The organism is Paenibacillus polymyxa (genome assembly GCF_015710975.1).
Taxonomy (GTDB): domain Bacteria; phylum Bacillota; class Bacilli; order Paenibacillales; family Paenibacillaceae; genus Paenibacillus; species Paenibacillus polymyxa.
Window position 1 is genome coordinate 4782786 of record NZ_CP049783.1, and the last position, 20781, is coordinate 4803566.

Consider the following 20781-nt stretch of genomic DNA (forward strand, 5'->3'; position numbering starts at 1 on the left):
TCTTGACAAAGGTAATATTTTGCTACAAGATTAGTGAGATCACTTTATAAATATGGTTTATGAAGTGGTCTTACTAATTTTGTAAACAAAGGAGCACTGTATGGAAAAAGCCAATACAAATTTAATTAAAGAAATAAACTTGAATCTGGTTCGCAAAGTATTGAAGCAGGTTAGCAAGGCCACAAAGCCCCAACTGGCCGCATTGACTGATTTAAGCGTGGTGACTATCAACACTCTTATGCAGGAATTGCTTAATAATGGAGAAATTTTTGAAGATGAAATCGTTCCTTCAAATGGTGGTAGACATGCGTTAACCTATCGTTTTAATTATGAGTATAGTCTGGCACTGATTATACACATTAATGAAAAACAAGGAATGGATGTAGTATCGACCACGGTAGTTAATTTAAACGAGGACGTCCTCATGAAAGAAGAACATCCCTTTCAAATTTTTGATGCTACACAATTTTATTCCATAATTCAAAATATCATTTCTCTTTATCCCTCCATTAAAGTTATTGGTATTGGAATCCCGGGACAATCTGTAGATGGAGAGATTACAGTCAGCAGTCATGAAAGGTTGAATGGAATTCGGCTGGCAGAGGATGTGCAGAGCCAATTTGGTTTGCCAGTTATTGTGGAGAATGATGTAAATGCGGCTGTATGTGGATACGTTTACAGAGAACAGATCGATGAAGATCAATGTGTGCTAGCTGTCTATTTTCCTGAAAATTCACCACCGGGGATGGGAATTTATTTGCGTAATGGGGTTTTAAAGGGCAAGCATGGATTGGCTGGTGAAATCAAATTCCTTCCGTCTATAGTTTGGAATGAAAGCAAGGGAAGAGAAGTTTTTTTCAAAAGTGTATGTGAAATTATTCAAATATTACAGTCTGTATTCGATCCTAATCAAATTGTGATCTATAGAGAGAATATAGAAGAAGAGGCTTTCTATCATTTTTTGGAAGCCTACAAAGCTAAGCATGAGATGCCTTTGTATCCTGACATTGTTCTCTCAGATTTATTTTATGAAGATTTTAAAACAGGGTTGAGAGGGTTAACTCTAAAAGAATTAGAACGTCCTATTATTGTCTTTAAATAATGACATCATCGTATTGAGCAGAGGAGGAAAGGAATGTTGGCAACCTGGTTTCTGATTATTATTTATCTAGCGTTTATTAGCTTGGGAATCCCGGATTCCCTGTTTGGGGCAGCATGGCCTGTGATGTGGCCGGAACTTGGGGCAGCTTTTGGGTCAGCTGGAATAGTATCCATGGTCGTTGCAGGCGGAACCATTGTATCAAGTCTAGCTAGCGGAAGTATCATTGAAAAAATAGGTACAGGTAAGATTACTCTATTGAGCTGCTTTTTGACTGCAGGAGCGTTACTTGGATTTTCTTTTGCGCCTTCATTATTTTGGCTTGTACTATTAGCAATCCCTCTTGGACTTGGCGGGGGAGCTGTTGATGCAGCACTCAATCAGTATGTGGCTACTCATTATAAGGCACATCATATGAGTTGGCTGCATTGCTTTTGGGGAGTTGGAGCTACGATGGGGCCGATAATTATGTCTTTCTACATTTCGAACTACAATTCATGGAGAAGTGGTTACACAGCCGTATCCATGATTCAGTGGGGCCTTGTTATTATTTTGCTCATTACACTGCCATTATGGAAACGTGTTACCGCGATACAAAATCCCATTATTTCTGAATCCCCATCAGACTACTCACAGATGGATGACAATATCGTACATGTTGAGAACATACCCAAACAAAATCCAATTCGAATGAAAGGAGTTAAGAACACGCTCATTGCTTTTTTGTTTTATTGTGGTGTGGAAGCCACGGTGGGCTTATGGGGAGCCAGCTATTTGGTAGGCGCAAGGAACATCACAGCCGACACTGCTGCTGGTTGGATATCTTTATACTATGGTGGAATCACGGTTGGCAGGCTTATTACGGGGTTTGTAACTATAAAAATAAATAATGGTATGTTAATCCGAATTGGCCAACTTACTGCTGTTGCAGGAGGACTCATTTTGTTGCTTCCTTTGCCTGTTGCCTTTTTATTACCCGGTTTTATTCTTATTGGTTTAGGGCTTGCGCCGATTTACCCTGGACTTCTTCATGAAACACCAACACGGTTTGGTAAGGAAAATTCCGCTAAACTCATGGGGTATCAAATGGCAGTTGCTTATACAGGAACGACTTTGCTCCCGCCCATTTTTGGGATTATAGCTTCACAGGTAAGTATTCATTTTTTTCCAGTTGCAGTCGTTGTGTTCCTTCTTTTTATGCTGCTCAGTTCAGAACAAGTGAATCGGATACTGAAGAAGAAAATTTTGAAGAGTTAAGACAAATTACAACTTGACCTGAAACGCGTTTCATCGGCTAAAGTAAATATATAACCTAAAAGAGAAAGGAGAGTACCCTATGATCTCACTCATTTTATTGTGTTTAGTTATATGGGGGGGAACGTATTGTTGTTTAGTGTTATCAAGAGATCCTATAGAAGTAAAGCCTTACCGCTCCATCGATGATTTTTTCGAGTAGCTTTGTATCCACTTAATAAAGATGCTTTTTTTACTCACTTTATTAACATGTTTAATTAAGTGATTTATGAAGTGAACCGAATCTGTTTCGAGCCCATTACATTGGATAGGTTTTGCTAAAGGTCGAGATACGAATACAAGGGAGTGGGACAATGTGGGGATTGAAAATGTCTTAGGTTAATAGAGACTTTGATATTGATCCCTGGAAAGAACATAAAAAACCGTAAGTATGAACTGACAGGTAGGAAACTCTAACAATTAAGGGAGGCTTATTTATGTTTAAACTGGTAGTAAGTGATTTGGATGGTACTTTTCTGAACAATAGTGGTACTTTTGATGTTGAATTATTTAATCAGGTGTACGGAGAGATGAAAGAAAATAATATCGCCTTTGTTGCTTGTACAGGTAAGCAATGTGAAAGAGTAGAAGAGTTGTTTGATGAGCACGGAAAAGGAATCTGGATTTTGGGAGACAGTGTTACTCGTATTAAAAGGGATGGAGTTGTTGTAAAAGAGTTTACAATTGAACGTAATTTGGCATTACAAGCGATCAGTCAAATTGAAGCTTTCGCTAAGGATTTTATTATCATCGCATGTACAACTGAAGCAGCCTATGTCCACTCTCAAATTCAAGAGGAATATTACAAGATTGTGAAGGGCTCCTACAAGGAAGTGCTGAAGATTGATTCGTTTGATCAAATAAATAGCAACTTTCTTAAAATAACTGTTTACGATCCATCAGGGAGAAGTTCCATTTTAAGAAAACATGTTGAAAAGACGCTGCTAGACCAAATTTATATTGTAGATTCTGAAGCAAATTGGCTGGATATTACAGCCCTTCATACCCATAAAGGGGAGACGGTAAGAAAACTCCAAGAGATATTGGGTGTTACTATGGACGAAACCATGTCTTTTGGAGATGGTGAAAATGACGTGGAGCTTATGAGTATTGCCAAATACAGTTTTGCTGTAAAAAATGCTTGTGAGAATACTAAAAATGCAGCAAGTTTTATCACCAAATCCAATGAAGAGAACGGTGTGTTATTAACGATAAAGAAAATGATGGATTTACAAAAGCATTAATATTAATTATCGTTATTAAGAGATACACTCCAGATTTCACATTACCCAATGAGAGGACTATAAGCAGCATGAAAAATAAAATACTGGTTTTTGATATTGGTGGCTCTTTTATTAAATTCAGTTTATATTTTCAAGATAAATTTATGACGAAAGGTAAAGTTGCTACACCATTAGATTCACTAGAGAATCTGCTTATAGTCTTGAAGCAAATTCATAATCAGTTTATAGATGAATGTGAAGGAGTAGCCGTCAGCATGCCAGGTATTGTGGACTCGGTCACTGGTCATATGGTGCATGGTGGTTCGTTAAGGTATATAAACGATATCAATATGATCGAAGTTTTCAAGAAAGCGTTTCATTTGCCTGTAGCTATTGAAAATGATGGGAAGTGTGCAGCTCTTGGAGAAGTATGGCGCGGCTCACTACAGGGGATCGCTGATGGTGTTGTTTTGGTAGTTGGAACAGGAATGGGCGGTGGAATCATCTCTCAAGGAAAATTGCTGAAAGGTCATCATTTATCGGCTGGGGAATTCTCCTTCATCAGAACTAACAATGAGCATGCAGACAATGTTGATTATCTGCTTGGTATGCAAGGGAGTAGTTCTGTTTTAGCTAAAACTGTTGCCAAGGCTAAAGGACTTCCTGAAGATGCTATAACAGGTGAAAGAGTATTCAAGCTTATTGAAGAAGGTGATCACACGGTACAAAAGATTTTTCAAGAATACTGTAGGAACATCGCAACACAAATTATTAATTTACAAACAATTCTTGACCCTCAAAAGTTTGTGATCGGGGGAGGCATATCTGCCAATCCTTTGCTGGTTGCTACCATTAAAGAAGAATTAGAGAAGCTTTACCTGCATTCGATCTTAAATTTTGTGCGTGCAGATATTGAACAAAGTAAGTTAGGCAATGAAGCGAATTTGCTAGGTGCTATATACAACTACATGCAGTCACACCATCTTGAGGTATAAGATAAAATAAAAGCAAAAGAGCGTGCCTTGATACTTAAGACACGCCTTTTTGCTTTTGTTAGTTTACATAATATATATTATTTTTATTTGTTTAATACGTATAACATTTCAAAGCAACTTATTTTTCATTTTCCGGGGGAGATTCAATTATCAGCCCCTGAACATGCTTGCGCGTTAGAAGCTTCCGTTTTTTGCGGTTTTCCTTTGTTTCTAACACAATATCCAAATCATAGTCGTCAGGATACAATTCTGTTGCAGCGATGTGAAGAGTGAGCCTCTTTTTGTTTATGATCAGTTTTTGTCCTTGAATCAAAATTCCAACATTGCCTCGTTCATCCTCGGTTTTGTAAACAATACCGGTTCGATCTAGGTAGCTGGCATAAACACTATCTCCAAGAGCAAATGGCTTGGTTATGAGCGGGTGCTCTTGTTTTCCCTGTTTTGCGACTGTGCGGTCTGTAGATGCTTTTTTAGAGGCAGGTTTAAATACATCGTCAGACTTTTTATCATCAAAAGAAGGGGGAATAACCAAAAACTCCTGTGCATCCTGAGACGTTCTTCCAGCAGAAATGGCCTCAGAACGCTCGATAATGCGAGTCCACATGCCTAGCTTCAAAGCAATTGCGTATGCGTAGCTTTCCCCGGCCTCGCCGATGCGAAGTCGGTACAAGGGTTGCAACGTTTCGGTATCAAACTCCATACGAGCATTTTGGAACCCCGGTGTGTTTTCAGCAAAATGCTTGATTTCGCTAAAGTGCGTGGTAGCCACTACTGTCGCACGGCGACGATGAAATTCTTCCAGCAACGCGATAGATAGGCCTACGCCTTCTCCCGGATCAGTACCAGAGGCCATTTCGTCGATCAGGATCAGAGTAGAGCTGCCTGCCGTTTCCAAAATGCCAATCATATTGCGAATATGAGCAGAAAAGGTGCTCAAAGCATGTTCAATGCTTTGGCCATCCCCGATGTCTACCACAATGTCCTCGAATACAGCCATTCGGCTACCTTGCAAAACAGGTACCAGCAGGCCGGATTGCACCATGAGTGTTAACAAACCTACGCTTTTGAGAGCCATCGTTTTTCCGCCTGTATTCGGCCCGGTAATAATAAGTGAAGAATAACCTTCACCAATTGAGAAATCAAGCGGCACCATAGTATGGGCCATCAATGGGTGACGTGCACCATAGATATCTATTATCCCATCATCGTTAAGCTCGACAGAGACAGCATCCAGAGTCATAGCGTATTTGGCTTTAGCTAATAAAAAATCCAGTATGCCTACCGTCTCTGTATTAATGCTTAGTTCACGGTTGTATGACTCAGCCATTGCGGTCAGGTCTCCTAGCACTTTCATTTCCTCTTTTGATTCTTCTGCCATATTTGCGCTCTGTTCGAATTGCAGATTTATGATCTCGGCAGGTTCCACATAGACGGTCTGACCGCTACCTGACTCATCCAGTACATTGCCTTTCACCTGTTTGCGGAATTCTTTTTTGATCGGAAGGACGTAACGGCCATTGCGCTGACTGATCATATTTTCCTGCATGATGGATCGGTGACGGCTGATAAGAGAATCTAGTTTCCTCTTGATACGTTCTTCAGTAACTGCAATTTTTTTGCGAATTTTAGCTAGTTCTTTACTGGCATTATCCGTTACTCGACCCGAATAAATGCATCTCTCGATTTCGGATAGGAGTGACTCCATGCCATACATGGAAGAGGCATAAGCACTGACGGTTGGAGCTGAATCCGCCTTGGCATGCATATATTTCATCAGCTGCATGCAGCTTCTGATGAATTGGGCCAAATGAGAAAAATCACGCTCGCTGAACATATAGCCAGTTCCCAAGAGGTGCAGAATGTGCTCCATTCCTTCCAATGAAGGAACAGGTACGCTAGCTCCGTGGCGAATGAGCTGTAAAGCTTCGCTCGTTTCGTTAAGACGAATTTTGATTGTACGGATATCTGTAATTGGCTGCATGGAAGCGGCATGCTGCTTACCTAGGTATGAAAAAGCACATTCAGACACTCTTGTTTTAATCTGGTCATATTCCAAACGCAACATTGTAGTTTCATTCATGGATAAATCTCTCCTTTAGTTGTGTATTGACAGGATTTTTTAAAACCTTTCTGAAAAACAAAAAAAGGGCGGAGAATGAACAAAACGTTCATTCTCCGCCCTTTAAGGGAGAGGGAGTGTATCATCAAATAAGCCTATAATCCAGCATGTGCTCTCATCAATTCTGCGTTTTAATCCACAGGCCAACCAACATATCAGTTCATTGGCTTATGAATAGAAAAACGTGTAAAAGGAGTTCACAAAAGTTGGAAACAAAAAAACCGTGCTGAACACAGCACGGAATAAGGCCTAGATGAAAATAATCCCTAAGGCGATTTATGATATCCGCATGTTCTTAACTAATACCAGGGTAAAAACTCAGCAAGAAACAAACCTGTCCCTAAAGGGTACAAGCGCCTGATGGTCTTCCCTGAATATGCAATTGCTTAGTTAAGAACGTTCACCGACATTAAAATCTCTCCCTTAATTGAAGATCTATCCATAATATACGATCAGACAGGTAATGAAGTCAAGGGCAACTTCTTCAATTCGATGTAAAAGTGACCATGAGGATAATGGGTTTATGTAATATATATTATGTAAACCCATTACTCAACGAATGATTATCATCTTTTAATTGAGAATGATAATCATTATAATTGTAATGGTGAATGAAACTCGTATGTCCTGCGAATCCAGCTATAAGAAGGAAGTGATGACAAGATGAAGACACAAACTTCACCGTCTACTTTTAATGAATATTTTAATCAGATAATCGATTCCAACTTAATGATTCATGAAAATAGCTCCACTCCAGCAGGAATACAGCACGAACATTTTTATCAGATACCCGAAAAGTGGGGAGACGGAATACATCGAACACATTTTTTACGCAATGGCCTTGAGCTATCACAAAGCAAAATGTTATTTCATGAGCCAGTCCAGATATCAAGAAGAATTGATAAGCCTTATCTGGAGTTGGCACTAAACATCGATTATTCCGCCACTTGGTCTGTGGATGATTTTCGTTCAGATCGTGAGCACGGGGGACATGTACAGCTCGTCTACATGAATGATGTGAAGATTCACGCAGAGATAGCAGCTAGTAATGTGATGAATCATCTAGAGCTGCGTTTTAATCCATTGCTATGGCAAGAGTTACTACAGGAACTGGGTATTCGTTTGGAGCAATCTTTTGCTTGCATAGAAGCGTTGATTACTCCTGATATGCGGGCTATTGCTCAGGAATTGTCGTCTCATTCTTATGAGGGCATAACCCGTCAGCTTTTCTTGGAGAGCAAGACGCTGGAATTGATGGCTCTGTTTTTGCAAGAAATACGCACTTCTCCACCTAAACTTTCTATGACAATTAAACCCACTGATGTGCAATGTATTCACGAGGCGCGAGACATTTTACTCCGTACACTGGTGCAGCCTCCCAGTCTGATTCGGTTGGCACAGATGGTACATATTAATGAGCAAAAACTGAAAAATGGCTTTAAAGAGCTATTCGGCACAACAGTATTTGGCTTTGTGCGCCAGCAGAGACTGGAAAAAGCCAAGCAACTGCTAGAACAGGAGCAGATTTCAGTCAGTGAAGCGTCAGCGATAGTCGGCTATAGTAACTTTAGTCATTTTGCCGCACTATTCCGTAAAACATATGGCTACAATCCAAGTGCCTACCGAAAAAATAAGAATTTATGCTCCTTATAAAACCTTCATCTTTATAAAACTCTCCTTCCAGTGGTGATGTTTCTCCCGGAATTGGCGGTAGGAAGCAGAATGTGGGCCTACAATAGACACAGGCTCAAGCATTCTGCAACTGCCGTATTTGGAAAGGAGAAATGATTCATGCAACCAAAAACGGGCATTGCCCGATTACTTCAAATCGCTGGGGAAAAACGCGGATTACTTGCTGTTTCCGCTTTATTTTCCGGTTTAAGTGCCATTTTCATGCTGGTGCCTTATGCTTCAGTTTATTTTGTACTCAAGGAGCTACTTGAGCACGCTGCACAACCTACAACAGCAGACGGGCCATTGATGATTCAATGGGGACTGATTGCTTTAGCAGGTTTATTAGCCAGCCTTATTACAATGTACATCGGCGGGCTTATCTCACATATTGCGGCTTTCCGTATTTTATACGGCTTACGCGTCAAGCTGTCTGCGCACATCGGTAAGCTCCCCTTAGGATGGCTTAATGGCACTTCCACGGGGGCTGTCAAAAAGACCTTGGAGCAAAATGTGGAAAAAGTAGAGACGTTTGTCGCTCACCAATTACCGGATCTGGTGCAGGTTATCGTGACAGCAGTAGTGATGATTGTTGCCATGTTTAGCTTGAATATATGGTTGGCGTTCGCTTGTATCGTGCCGATTCTGCTTGCTTTCACCGTTCAAATGAGGCTGATCGGTGGCTCCAAAACACAGGATAACATCAAGGAATATTACAACTCACTGGAACGTCTAAACGGATCGGCTGTGCAGTATGTCCGTGGTATACCCGCAATCAAGGTGTTTGGACAGACGGTGCATTCGTTTCGTAAGTTTTATTCCGATATGGTGCATTATCGTGAATATTGCATGAGATTCACTGACCAATTTGAAACTGGTTTTCTCGTCTTTAAGGTAATTATTGGCTCATTCGCTGCTTTTGTACTTCCTGTCGGTGTATACCTGTTGAGTGGTAACCCGCAGAATGTTGCATTTGCCTCGGTGTTACTATTTTTTCTGGTAATGGCCCCCGGGGTGTCAGCACCCATGTTTAAAATTATGCATCTCATGTCTTCAATGCGTGATATTAATGAAGGCGTTGATCGGATTGACCGTATTTTTAAAGAACCTGCAATACAAGAGCCAGCACATCCGCAAAAGCCGACTACTTATGATGTGCAGTTCGAGCAAGTTTTCTTTTCCTATGGAAACACAGAAGAGGTTAACAAGCATGAGGACGGAGATGACAATCCATCGACCTATGTGCTGTCTAATATCACTTTTACGGCAAGACAAGGGAAAATGACCGCTTTAGTCGGCCCGTCTGGTTCCGGTAAATCGACGATCGCCAATTTGGTGCCGCGTTTTTGGGATGTACAGGAAGGTGCAGTCCGCATTGGTGGGGCCGATATCCGCCTGATGAGCACATCTAACCTGATGGATACGGTTGCTTTTGTATTTCAGGAAACTTTTTTGTTTTATGACTCCGTATTTAACAATATTGCCGTAGGTGATGCGAAGGCTTCTATGGAGCAGGTTATAGCGGCTGCAAAGGCAGCACAGTGTCATGAGTTCATTTGTAAGCTGCCGAACGGCTATGATACGCTCATCGGAGCTGGAGGGGTATACCTATCGGGCGGAGAAGAGCAGCGACTTGCGGTAGCACGTGCCATTCTCAAAAATGCACCTATTCTCGTATTGGATGAAGCTACGGCATTTGCTGATCCTGAAAATGAATATGAAATGCAGCTGGCATTAAAAGAACTAATGAAAAACAAGACGGTTATTGTTATTGCACACCGTTTGTCTACTATTCAGCATGCGGATCAGATTCTGGTGCTTCAGGAAGGACGTATTGCTGAACGGTGTCAGCACAGTGAGTTGCTGGAAGTAAACGGCCTGTATGCCCACTTATGGCAGGCCTACACGGATGTCGGACAATGGCAGATTGGGGCACGGGAAGAGGAGGCGGCTCAATGATGAGAATGTTGCAAAGTATCACGGCTGGAAATCCAAGGGTACTGTTAAAACCGGTATTATACACAACCTTAGCCAATATCGCAGGGTTGGTTCCTTTTGCCTTGCTGGTAGGGGCGGCCCGTCTGATTTTCGAGCCTTTCATCCATCCGGGAGCTTCGCTCCAATCTGCTGGCTTATGGTGGATTAGTGGAGGTCTGCTCCTGTCGCTACTTCTGCTGTTTCTGTGTGAGATTCCGGCTTATCGTTCCCAATACCGTGGAGCCTATGATGCCTCGGTAACCGGGAGGTCGCGTCTAGCTGAGCATTTGCGTAGACTATCTCTGGGATTTCTGAACAAACGCGATCCCGGTGACCTAGCCAATATGATGATGGGTGATTTTACAATGGTGGAACATGGGATTTCCCATTTGGTGCCGCAGATGATCGGGGCGGTGACGATGCCGCTTTTGGCATTAATTGGATTATCCTTTTTAGATTGGCGGATGGCGCTGGCATTGTTTGCTGCTTTTCCGGTGGCCATTTTGTTGGTATTGCTTACTTCCCGTATCCAGCGGCGGCTGGGGGCCAATCATATGCGTGCCAAAATCAATGCTGCGAATCGTCTACAGGAGTATTTAAATGGTATTCGGGTGATTAAAGCCTACCAGCTAACTGGTGAGCGTTTTGTCCGGCTGGAGCTTGCGTTTAGAGAACTGATGCGGCACAGCATCCGTATTGAAGGGTTGTTAGGACCGATTGTATTGGCTGCTATTGCTTTCATGCGGTCTGGCTTGACGTGGATGGTTATGATCGGTGTATATCTACTGCTGGCGGGTCAGATGGATGTTATTGTGTTTGTTTCTTTTCTGATTGTAGGAACACGTATTTATGATCCCCTAACCACTGCACTTGTAAACTTCGCTGAATTTAGATACCACGAGCAGGCAGGTGAACGTATCGTCCAATTGCTGAACGAGCCAGTGATGCCGGGTGACCAGTTGCCTTCGGAGAGACACGATATTGAACTAAGAAACGTAAGTTTTGGATATGGTGATCAGCCAGTATTGCGGAATGTGAGTATGTCTATGCCGTTTCGTTCTTTCACAGCACTAGTAGGACCCTCCGGCAGCGGAAAAAGTACGGTATTGCGGATGATTGCCCGCTTTTACGACCCGGATCAGGGCAGCGTGCTATTAGGTGGAAACAACATACAACAGATGAATACGGAAGCGCTATTGCGCAAGATATCTATGGTGTTCCAGGATGTATATCTGTTTCAAGATACCATTGCGAACAATATTCGATTTGGCAAAAGCGATGCTACACAGGAAGAAATCGAAGCTGCTGCTCGCCAAGCTTGTTGCCATGATTTTATATCCAGGCTACCCAAGGGATATGATACCCGGGTAGGTGAGGGAGGCAGTACGTTATCGGGCGGCGAGAAACAGAGGATATCCATTGCCCGCGCTATACTTAAAAATTCGCCGATTGTTTTGCTAGATGAAGCTACGTCTTCGCTGGACCCTGAGAATGAAAGGGATATTCAGCAGGCTATTAATCGTCTTGTACAAGGTCGAACAGTTATTGCGATTGCTCATCGGCTCAAAACGATTCGAAACGCAGACCGTATTGTAGTGTTGGACAAAGGAAGGGTCGTGGAGCAGGGAAGACATGATGAACTGTTGGATAACAACGGCCTATATGCACGATTGTGGAACAGACAGCATGAGGTAAGAGAGTAATAGTCTGTATGAACTCAGGATACAAACATTAAGAAACCGCCCCGGGAGATGTCATATCTACCAAGGGCGGTTTCTTGTGGTGTTATTCAGAATCATCGGCTATGACAGCTTGTACAGGCTGCCTGTCACGTAGCAATGGTAACAACAGCATCGCTCCCAGTAAAAATAAACCGGCACTCACGGTATATACGGTGTTCAGGGAGGATTCGCGTTTGAGTGTACCGCCGATGCTCATACCCACGACCATCATCCCCGAGAACAGGGGAGAGAGGGCACCACCAACGCGGCCGATAAAAGCAGCTTCGGCATTTTTCATCATCATCGTGTTGATACCAATATGAATGCAAGGATAAAATAGACCGCTGAGTACTTGCAATGCCATTGTCAGCACAATATTGTGCGACCATCCGACTCCAAAGGTTGTCAGTGTGCTGACCAGAAGTCCAGTCGCCAGCAGCAATTGCGGCTGGACTTTTTTGGCAACCCCCATAATCAGACCGCCGCCCAACAGCATAGCCGCTCCGTTCGCCATTAATGGCCATTGAAGAAATTCCTTGTTTTGCCCAAGGTTCTCGATAGCTACAAAAACCATTAATGGTTGAATAAGTCCGACCGCCAGCCCAATTATGGTAAATGTTCCTCCAAGCGTGCGAAGTGTACGGTTATTCCATACATAACGTATTCCTTCTTTAAGCTCTTCAATGAAATGAGTTGGTCGATCTATCTCAATTACTTGCTCATCTTGTGGGATACGAGTTAGAACAAGCGCAGAGATAAGAAACAACATTCCTGTTATAGACAATGAAGAGAAAATTCCAAAGTGTTGATAAATAAATGTACCGACGACAGGACCGATAACCATAAATAATGCCATGAGAGACTGAAAAAGAGCCATCACTCCCTGAAGCTGTTCTGGTGCTACATGCTGCTTTAATATTTTCATCGCAGATGGCTGAGAAAATTGAGATAGAATGGCCGAGAAGAAAGTGGATAGCAAGAGCACCTGCCATGACCCGTACCATAATGCGAGCAACACGATAAAAATAGACGCGGCCGACAGCAGATCGCAACTAACCATTGTCCGTTTAGGCCGCCAACGATCTGCAAATGTACCTCCAATGATGGCAAACAGAAAGATAGGCGCAAATTCAGCAACCGAAATGAGCGATACGTATACAGGATCATTATGGGTCAGATCTGTTACATACAACAGTATGGCAAAGTTCCGCACCCAGATGCCAAAATTTAGCAACGCATTGGAGGCGATAATGGTCCTTATATATGGATTTTTAAACAACAACAAACTCTCCTTTCCAGTTTTCAGAATATTTACTTGAATATTTTTATAAACAAAATTAGAATTTGTCTATATAATAATAGATAATATAATAAATATACTGTTATTTAGTCAAATGTTTTTTGTAATCCCTGAATAAAATAGAGAATAGAAAAGGAAATAGTCAATCATGCAAAAAAGCGGATTAGAATAGAAGAGGGGTGGATCACTACATATTTACAAATTGGATGGTATATCCAAATAAAAAAACAAAATTACATAATAAATATTATGTTAACTATTGCGTGTCTATTATCTATCAGAATCTGAATCCGATGTACCTTTTAAAATCATAGTGATATAATTACGCGTACATGCCTGAAAAGGAGCGTATAGAACGTAAATGAACTTTCAAGTGGACTTTTTATCTTTTTTTGTGATTCAGGTAGACGGTAAAGAAGGACAAGGCGGTAAGTCCTACAAGCATTATGCTACAATGGATGACTATGATTACGATGAGAGTGATGTCAAAAAATTTTTGGACGGGGAATTTGCTCGCATTAGCAAGCGAAAGGTTGAAAAAAATCCCAGCACAGAGCAGGCACCGACCAAAATCGGCCGCTTTATCGTCGAACCGGAACATGAGCTGAGCAGTAATCCGAATTTCAATATGTTCGCTCGACTACGAGCAGCAGAGGATAAGGAAGATTTTAAAAATGCATGTGATGACCTGGTGCGGATGTATCTGGATACAAGCGCGGTACGAGGTGGAGCACTGATCATTGTACAGGCTACATTAAATACCCACTCTGACGACCCGTTTATTTTTGTACTCAAATGTGATTTTGAACCTAAAATTGCACGAATTACTGAAAGCAGCCTGGTCAGTGAGGTCGAAATGGCCATTTCAGCCCGTAATATGAAATCCATCATGTATCCATACATGATGGAGGAGGGTATGAACGATGAGTGGGAGCTTAAAATACATCAGTCTTCGCATGCGCGGTATTTTGAAGACTTTTTGAAATTCGTCACTTATGAGCAATCCATGCCGGAAATTGTTAATGAACATGTCATGGGCTTTGTTCAGAACTATGTAGAAACCAAATGGCCGGATGCATCTAATGAGGAAAGACAGCAGGAAGAGCGCGATCTGGAACTGTGGGCGGCCAGCGAAAAACGGGATCTACAAGGAAAATGGGAGCCTCTTCAGGTCGTAGAAGCTGCGCAGCATATTGTCGAGCTAAAACCGGAAATTGAAGTTCGTTTCAAACTGGATGATACGGCTGTGCGTGGGTTACTATCCGACTTTGGTGCCAAGCTGCATATCACGAAACTTCATGATAGATATGCACTTATTATTGAAGGTGATGCATTTACGTTTGAAAAGGGATTTTCTCCGATTGAGCTGCTACAACCTGAATCCTTTGAAACGGTGGCTGAGCGACTCAAAGAGAAACGGCAACATGAAAATGAGGGTATGGATGGCGATACACCACCTTGGTAATTTGGAACGTATAGCAGGGCGACAAACTGAATTTTATTATCAAAAAACGGACCTCACAACGGATGTATCCGCTGTGGAGGCCCGTTTTTGTTTAGCTTTTATGTTCCTAACTTACTGAATTACATATGCACTTTACTAATTTGATCTCTTAGCTTGTCCGCAGATTGAATCAACCTTGCACGTTCCTCGTCATTGAGTGGAAGATCCAAAATTTCACGTACTCCATTGTGATCGACGATACTTGGTACACCTAAATAAACATCAGATACACCGTTATAATCTTCCAGCAGGGTGGACACATTAAGTACCGACCCCTCATCTCCAAGAATAGCGGCTACGATACGGTCGAGAGCCAGTCCGATGGCATATGATGTTGCGCCTTTGGCATCTATAATTTCATAGGCAGCATTTTTGGTGTTTTCAAAAATTTCATTTTTCGTTTCTTCGCCCAGTTCCAGAGGTGTTCCAGCAACGTTAGCTGTGCTCCATACAGGTAATTCAGAGTCACCATGTTCACCAATAATATGGGCGTGGATGCTTCGTGGGTCGATACCCTTTTGCTTCCCGATCAGATAGCGGAAACGTGCGCTGTCCAGCAACGTTCCTGATCCAATGACTCTGCTTGAAGGCCAACCACTGCGTTTCCAAGAGATGTAGGAGAGAATGTCCACAGGATTGGTTGCGATCAGCAAAATGCCATGTGTATTGACCTTGACGATATTATCAATGATACTTTCAAAAATTTCGGCATTACGCTTGAGAAGATCAATACGTGTTTCTCCCGGCTTTTGTGAAGCTCCCGCTGCAACAATGATGATATCTGCATTACGGCAGTCTTCATAATCACCCGCCCATACTTTGACACCGCCGAGAAAAGGAAGCCCATGATTCATATCGAGCATTTCCCCCTTCGCCTTTTTGACGTTGACATCAATAAAGACAAGTTCTTGCATGCGTTGGCGCAGCAGTAGGGTATAGCCAGTTGTTGTACCGACCGCTCCCATGCCGACAATAGCCACTCTACTTCGTTTGTAAGGTTTTAAGCTCATTAAATCCTCATCTCCTTCTCGGGTTGTATACCTTTTCATTTTGGGGTATTTCTTTAAAATTTATGTTTCTAACTCAGTGTACCGTATATATTTACCCACCGTAAAGAATTATGACATTTTTCCTTGACTTCAAAGGCGAGCTCGCTAATAATTAATCGAACGATAGGAACATGCACTAAAGCGTTGCAGCACCGATATTGACGTAAGAAATTATGGAAAGAGGATTAGGAATATGGACTTATTTCGAAAAAAAACAGGACTGCTCTCGCACGAGGAAAGCAGATCTACAGGTCGCTTAAAGAGAACAATGGGGCCTTTTGATCTCACCATGCTAGGAGTAGGATGCATCATCGGGACAGGGATTTTTGTTATTACTGGCAAGGCAGCAGCAGAAAATGCAGGTCCCGGCTTGATGCTTTCTTTTGTTATTGCAGGGATTGCCTGCGTATTGGCAGCCTTGTGCTATGCAGAGCTTTCATCTACAGTTCCCGCGGCTGGGAGCGCTTATGCATATAGTTATATTGTTTTTGGAGAAGTTCTGGCCTGGGTACTAGGTTGGGACTTGATTCTGGAATATGGAGTGGCGGCCGCCTCTGTGAGTAGTGGCTGGTCTGCTTACTTTCAAGGCTTGCTGGCCGGATTTGATATACATCTACCGTTAGCTTTAACCGCAGCCTTCGATTCGACCAAGGGGACCATTATTGATCTGCCAGCGGTGTGCATCATCATGCTCATCACACTGTTGCTTAGTCTCGGAGCCAAGGAAACGGTCCGATTCAATTTCATTATGGTTTGTGTCAAAGTCGGGGTCGTACTGCTATTTATTGGAATTGGAATCTTTTATGTTAAGCCTGCCAACTGGACACCGTTCTTGCCTTATGGATTTTCTGGTGTATTGAGTGCTGCGGCAATCGTATTTTTTGCTTATCTAGGCTTTGATGCTATCTCAACTGCTGCTGAAGAGGTACGCAATCCGCAACGGAACATGCCCATCGGCATTATTTCCTCTTTAGCGATCTGCACGATATTGTATATTGCCGTTTCAGTTGTGTTAACGGGAATGGTACCTTATACGCAGTTGGGCGTTAGTGATCCGGTTGCGTTTGCTCTCCGCTTTATTCATCAGGATTTTGTAGCTGGATTAATTTCAGTTGGTGCGATTGCAGGGATGACGACCGTTTTGCTGGTGCTGTTGTACGGCCAGACACGATTAATTTTTTCTATGTCACGAGATGGTCTTTTACCCGTTTTTCTTTCTAAGATAAATGCCAAAACTCAAACACCGATTCGAAGCACATGGCTGGTGGGTAGCATTATCGCATTGGCAAGTGGTTTGTTCCCGTTACATGCACTGACCAACTTGACGAGTATTGGAACCCTGTTCGCTTTTGCTGTAGTTTCGGTTGGGGTCATCGTTTTGCGGAAGACACGACCAGATTTAAAAAGAGGGTTTACCGTACCATGGGTTCCGTTACTTCCGCTACTGAGTGCTTTGGTTTGCATCGGTCTGATGCTTCAGCTTCATATCAGCACCTGGATCGGATTTATCGTGTGGCTACTGCTTGGATTACTGATTTATTTCTTTTATGGATATCACAAAAGTTTGTTGAATCATAAATCCTAAACAATATTAGTATGAAAAAAGCCGGCATTCTTCAATTTGTGAAGGAGCCGGTTTTTTTTGTCATTACGCGAAAAGTGTCACATAGGGGTGTTTATGGTATAATTCTGTTTCAGATAAGCTTTTGGCACGTGATTACCGCATGCCATCGAGGGAGGATTTTGATATGAAACTGCGCTGGCGTGCGCTCTTGGGAGGAGTAATGCTATTGACGGGCATCCTGCTAACTGCCTGTTCTGCTGAACCCCCAAAAACTGTAACTAAACCTCCGATTGAGGAACCAGATGACCAGGGACAAACGATAACTATTAATCCGCCGGGAACCCCAAAGGCTGGCGATCCAAACGCCAAATATGTAGTACAGACACGAATCGCGGATTTTCATTTAATCGATAACAATAAAGGGTTGGTTTGGGGAGTTACCCATAATGAGCTTCGACTTTATGATACCCATGATGGTGGGAAAACATGGAATAATATTTCTCCTTCTGAAAACGTCCAATTTCAAGACAAGCTTGAATATGGCAAGGATATCAGTTTCACAGATTCACGTCACGGTTGGGTCGTCCGCCAAAATTTGGACCAAACAGCAACAGTCATTCTAAGAACGGCAGATGGAGGGCAGAGCTGGGATGTTTCAGCGCTACCTAGCGGAGACCATGTAAGCTCGATTCAATATGTAAATCCAACCATAGGCTGGATCATGGCTTATACAAAACTGAATGAGCAGGATCAACAAAAAATGTTGTATCACACCACGGACGGAGGAGCCACGTGGAATAAAGTTGCGCAAAGTTCTGGTATGACTTCCAACAAATCAGGCTCAGGTTTACCCGATCAAGGCAGTATGGCGGGAATGAGCTTTTCTTCCAACAATCAGGGTTTTGTGGCGATTAACGTGGACAATAGCGTGAAGTTGTATAAAACTTCGAATCAAGGGAAAACGTGGACTCCAGTCGCTAACAGCATGCAAGGGTGCCCTCAGGCTAAGGCAGAAGCTCAGCAGTCTCTTAAAGGTAACAGTTCCTCATACTGGATTCCGGTTTTCTGCTATGGGGATAACGGTACCAAATATAACGGGCTGTTTACGAATAATACAGGAACACAATGGAATGATGTGCCATTGGGTCTGAGTAGCAATAATAATTCTATAACTCCTGGGCGTACCTTTCTAAGCGATAAAGAAGGATGGGTTATAACCATAAACGGAATGAGCCGTACAATAGATGGAGGCAAGACGTGGACAAGTCTCAAAGGCAACAAGGTGCTGCCTTCGAAGCTAAAAGACTACCCACGATCAGTCAAGCTGCGTTTTGCTTCTTCATCGGTAGGTTGGCTGCTTTTGGAACGACTCGACGACAAGAAATCACTGCTGTTAAAAACAACAGATGGTGGTGCAAACTGGAGAATTTTATAATCACGATAAAGGTGATTGCCCTGGGATGTCTTCCCAGGGCGTTTTATTTTTAAAAAATTTAAATTTTATACGACGACATGTGAAAAAAATCACAAACTAACAAATGAGCCACTGTTATACTAAACCTGTAAACAACGATAGGAGTGATAATCATGAGAGCGAATCAGGATCATATGTTAACCCAATACTACCTTCAATTTTGCTACACTTGTCAGGATGCCTACGGTTGCACGACGGAAGAGGACTGCAAGCAATGCGCAGAGCGTTACGCCGAAGAAGAAGATCATGAAGTTCTGGATGAAACACAACGTTATCTCCAGCTTGTACATGTGTAAATCGATGAGCCATTCTGATATCGCCATATCTTGAGCCTCCCGGATTAATCCGTGGAGGCTCTTGGCGTTCTTGAGGGTTGCTATCAAATTTGGGCAGCAACATACATATACTGTTATAGAAGGCTTGAGGCAGGTCAGGATGCCCAGTGGTTTCCCTGTGGAATGCCTGGCGGAGAGGAGTGCGGTGCATGGGATTTGAGTCATTATGGATGTTCGATTGGCTGGGTACGGTATTGCCCGTATTTTTCGTAGTTGTGTTGGGTATTGTCGTGTTGTCTGCGGGCAGGGAAGTCATGGAATGGAGCCGGAACAAGCGGCAGCCTGTGTTGACGGTGGGTTCCCGCATTACGGCCAGAAGGATACATCTCCAACAGAGGCGCCAAGAGGAACAAGGGAGTCGTACCTATACTTTCTATTATGTAACCTTTGAAGTGGAGAGTGGCGACCGGATGGAGTTCAAGGTATCAGGGGAAGAATATGGTCAATGTGCTGAAGGGGATGAGGGACGGCTTACTTTTCAAGGTACAAGGTATATCGGGTTTCAGCGTCTTAATCGTTATAGCTTGGAGCAGGTTAAAATGTAGGATTCAGTCAAAAACATTCATGCTCATTTACAGCCTTCTGCGAGGAGCCAGGGTAGGGGGCTGTGAATGTTTCTTGTACGGCACATTTTGGTACATATATACTAAAACAGAGTAGTTCAGAGGAGGAATAAGTCGTGTCATTTGAAGGACAAGTTGTTATTGTAACAGGAGCGGCGCATGGCATCGGGAAAGAGGTCGCTTTTGCCTATGCTGCTCAGGGTGCCAAAGTTGTATTTGCTGACTACAATGAGGAAGAGGGCGCCGCAGCCGCTGCAGCAGCCCGGAACGAGGGTCATCAGGCTATTTTTATTCCTTGTGATGTGTGCGTAAGGAAGCAGATATTGTAGCGCTGATCCGTGCCACGGAAGAAGAATACGGTACAATTCATACGTTGATTAACAATGCAGGCGTATCCAGATGGAAATCTCCATATGAGTTAACCGTAGCAGAATGGGATGACATTCTGAATACAAACGTACGCAGTTGTTTTATTGCAACCAGAGAAGCGGCTAAGGTAATGAAGCGAAACGCAGAAGGGGGCTCAGTGGTTAATATGACCTCTACACGAGCTTTCATGTCAGAGCCGGATACAGAAGCCTACGCAGCATCCAAAGGAGCCATAGCAGCCCTTACACACGCGATGGCCATATCGCTAGGAAAGGATAGGATTCAGGTCAATTGTATTAGTCCAGGATGGATTGAAACCGGGGATTACGAGCAATTGCGTGCGGAAGACCATCAACGGCATCCGGCTGGGCGAGTAGGGACCCCTAAAGACATCGCACGAGCCTGTCTGTATTTAACACAACCCGGCAATGATTTTGTAACAGGCACGAATCTAGTGGTCGATGGTGGCATGACGCGTAAGATGATCTACGAGCCATGATAAAAGCCTAAATGAGTAGTCCCATT

General features: G+C 42.9%; 15 protein-coding genes and 1 pseudogene. 13 read left to right on the forward strand and 3 right to left on the reverse strand.

The window, feature by feature from the left end; translation table 11 throughout:
- The first annotated feature begins 100 nt into the window (after positions 1-100).
- The 4 genes from G7035_RS22090 to G7035_RS22105 all read left to right on the forward strand — a co-directional run bounded on the left by G7035_RS22090 (position 101) and on the right by G7035_RS22105 (position 4610).
- Positions 101-1102, forward strand: coding sequence for an ROK family protein (locus G7035_RS22090; protein WP_019687380.1), 1002 nt, complete (start codon positions 101-103; stop codon positions 1100-1102).
- Positions 1103-1135: 33 nt separating this feature from the next.
- Positions 1136-2356 carry an MFS transporter gene (locus G7035_RS22095; RefSeq protein ID WP_019687379.1) on the forward strand — a complete coding sequence of 407 codons (1221 nt, stop codon included), beginning with the start codon at positions 1136-1138 and terminating at the stop codon, positions 2354-2356.
- Between the two features lie 473 nt (positions 2357-2829).
- Positions 2830-3636 (forward strand): HAD-IIB family hydrolase, encoded by an 807-nt coding sequence (locus G7035_RS22100; protein WP_019687378.1) that lies wholly within the window; start codon positions 2830-2832, stop codon positions 3634-3636.
- A 68-nt stretch (positions 3637-3704) separates the two neighbouring features.
- Positions 3705-4610 carry an ROK family protein gene (locus G7035_RS22105; protein WP_019687377.1) on the forward strand — a complete coding sequence of 302 codons (906 nt, stop codon included), beginning with the start codon at positions 3705-3707 and terminating at the stop codon, positions 4608-4610.
- A gap of 118 nt (positions 4611-4728) precedes the next feature.
- Here the strand turns inward: G7035_RS22105 and G7035_RS22110 are convergent, their stop codons facing one another.
- Positions 4729-6690, reverse strand: a complete 1962-nt coding sequence (locus G7035_RS22110; protein WP_016820761.1) for an endonuclease MutS2 — start codon at positions 6688-6690, stop codon at positions 4729-4731.
- Between the two features lie 702 nt (positions 6691-7392).
- Between G7035_RS22110 and G7035_RS22115 the strand changes: the two genes are divergently transcribed.
- From G7035_RS22115 to G7035_RS22125, 3 genes are all read left to right on the forward strand, one after another.
- Positions 7393-8382 (forward strand): helix-turn-helix transcriptional regulator, encoded by a 990-nt coding sequence (locus G7035_RS22115; RefSeq protein ID WP_019687376.1) that lies wholly within the window; start codon positions 7393-7395, stop codon positions 8380-8382.
- Positions 8383-8520: 138 nt separating this feature from the next.
- Entirely contained in the window at positions 8521-10359 is a 1839-nt protein-coding gene (locus tag G7035_RS22120; RefSeq protein ID WP_019687375.1) for an ABC transporter ATP-binding protein, read from the forward strand.
- On the forward strand, positions 10359-12080 hold the full coding sequence (locus tag G7035_RS22125) for an ABC transporter ATP-binding protein (RefSeq protein ID WP_025364985.1): 1722 nt from the start codon (positions 10359-10361) through the stop codon (positions 12078-12080). Before G7035_RS22120 ends, G7035_RS22125 begins: the two co-directional genes overlap by 1 nt.
- Before the next feature lie 82 nt (positions 12081-12162).
- Here the strand turns inward: G7035_RS22125 and G7035_RS22130 are convergent, their stop codons facing one another.
- Positions 12163-13377, reverse strand: a complete 1215-nt coding sequence (locus tag G7035_RS22130; protein WP_019687373.1) for an MFS transporter — start codon at positions 13375-13377, stop codon at positions 12163-12165.
- Between the two features lie 382 nt (positions 13378-13759).
- Here G7035_RS22130 and G7035_RS22135 point away from each other — a divergent pair, with 382 nt between their 5' ends.
- Positions 13760-14863 carry a DUF3900 domain-containing protein gene (locus G7035_RS22135; protein WP_019687372.1) on the forward strand — a complete coding sequence of 368 codons (1104 nt, stop codon included), beginning with the start codon at positions 13760-13762 and terminating at the stop codon, positions 14861-14863.
- A gap of 119 nt (positions 14864-14982) precedes the next feature.
- On the opposite strand, the gene G7035_RS22140 is transcribed toward G7035_RS22135, so the two are convergent.
- Entirely contained in the window at positions 14983-15912 is a 930-nt protein-coding gene (locus tag G7035_RS22140; protein ID WP_017427033.1) for an L-lactate dehydrogenase, read from the reverse strand.
- Between the two features lie 232 nt (positions 15913-16144).
- Here G7035_RS22140 and bcaP point away from each other — a divergent pair, with 232 nt between their 5' ends.
- The 5 genes and pseudogenes from bcaP (at position 16145) to G7035_RS22165 (ending at position 20755) form a co-directional block, all read left to right on the forward strand.
- Positions 16145-17536 (forward strand): branched-chain amino acid transporter BcaP, encoded by a 1392-nt coding sequence (gene bcaP, locus G7035_RS22145; protein WP_017427032.1) that lies wholly within the window; start codon positions 16145-16147, stop codon positions 17534-17536.
- 163 nt (positions 17537-17699) lie between these two features.
- Positions 17700-18950, forward strand: a complete 1251-nt coding sequence (locus G7035_RS22150) for a YCF48-related protein (protein ID WP_017427031.1) — start codon at positions 17700-17702, stop codon at positions 18948-18950.
- Between the two features lie 152 nt (positions 18951-19102).
- Positions 19103-19285 carry a hypothetical protein gene (locus tag G7035_RS22155; protein ID WP_013371387.1) on the forward strand — a complete coding sequence of 61 codons (183 nt, stop codon included), beginning with the start codon at positions 19103-19105 and terminating at the stop codon, positions 19283-19285.
- A gap of 188 nt (positions 19286-19473) precedes the next feature.
- Positions 19474-19869: a DUF2500 domain-containing protein gene (locus tag G7035_RS22160; RefSeq protein WP_019687371.1), complete on the forward strand. Its 396-nt coding sequence runs from the start codon at positions 19474-19476 to the stop codon at positions 19867-19869.
- Between the two features lie 134 nt (positions 19870-20003).
- Positions 20004-20755 (forward strand): annotated as a pseudogene (locus tag G7035_RS22165) (SDR family NAD(P)-dependent oxidoreductase).
- The last annotated feature ends 26 nt before the right edge of the window (positions 20756-20781 follow it).

What these genes read in the sequence shown, in the direction of transcription:
- G7035_RS22090 (WP_019687380.1), top strand. Translation starts at nt 101, where the DNA reads ATGGAAAAAGCCAATACAAATTTAATTAAAGAAATAAACTTGAATCTG.
- G7035_RS22095 (WP_019687379.1), top strand. Translation starts at nt 1,136, where the DNA reads ATGTTGGCAACCTGGTTTCTGATTATTATTTATCTAGCGTTTATTAGC.
- G7035_RS22100 (WP_019687378.1), top strand. Translation starts at nt 2,830, where the DNA reads ATGTTTAAACTGGTAGTAAGTGATTTGGATGGTACTTTTCTGAACAAT.
- G7035_RS22105 (WP_019687377.1), top strand. Translation starts at nt 3,705, where the DNA reads ATGAAAAATAAAATACTGGTTTTTGATATTGGTGGCTCTTTTATTAAA.
- G7035_RS22110 (WP_016820761.1), bottom strand. Translation starts at nt 6,690, where the DNA reads ATGAATGAAACTACAATGTTGCGTTTGGAATATGACCAGATTAAAACA.
- G7035_RS22115 (WP_019687376.1), top strand. Translation starts at nt 7,393, where the DNA reads ATGAAGACACAAACTTCACCGTCTACTTTTAATGAATATTTTAATCAG.
- G7035_RS22120 (WP_019687375.1), top strand. Translation starts at nt 8,521, where the DNA reads ATGCAACCAAAAACGGGCATTGCCCGATTACTTCAAATCGCTGGGGAA.
- G7035_RS22125 (WP_025364985.1), top strand. Translation starts at nt 10,359, where the DNA reads ATGAGAATGTTGCAAAGTATCACGGCTGGAAATCCAAGGGTACTGTTA.
- G7035_RS22135 (WP_019687372.1), top strand. Translation starts at nt 13,760, where the DNA reads ATGAACTTTCAAGTGGACTTTTTATCTTTTTTTGTGATTCAGGTAGAC.
- G7035_RS22140 (WP_017427033.1), bottom strand. Translation starts at nt 15,912, where the DNA reads ATGAGCTTAAAACCTTACAAACGAAGTAGAGTGGCTATTGTCGGCATG.
- bcaP (WP_017427032.1), top strand. Translation starts at nt 16,145, where the DNA reads ATGGACTTATTTCGAAAAAAAACAGGACTGCTCTCGCACGAGGAAAGC.
- G7035_RS22150 (WP_017427031.1), top strand. Translation starts at nt 17,700, where the DNA reads ATGAAACTGCGCTGGCGTGCGCTCTTGGGAGGAGTAATGCTATTGACG.
- G7035_RS22155 (WP_013371387.1), top strand. Translation starts at nt 19,103, where the DNA reads ATGAGAGCGAATCAGGATCATATGTTAACCCAATACTACCTTCAATTT.
- G7035_RS22160 (WP_019687371.1), top strand. Translation starts at nt 19,474, where the DNA reads ATGGGATTTGAGTCATTATGGATGTTCGATTGGCTGGGTACGGTATTG.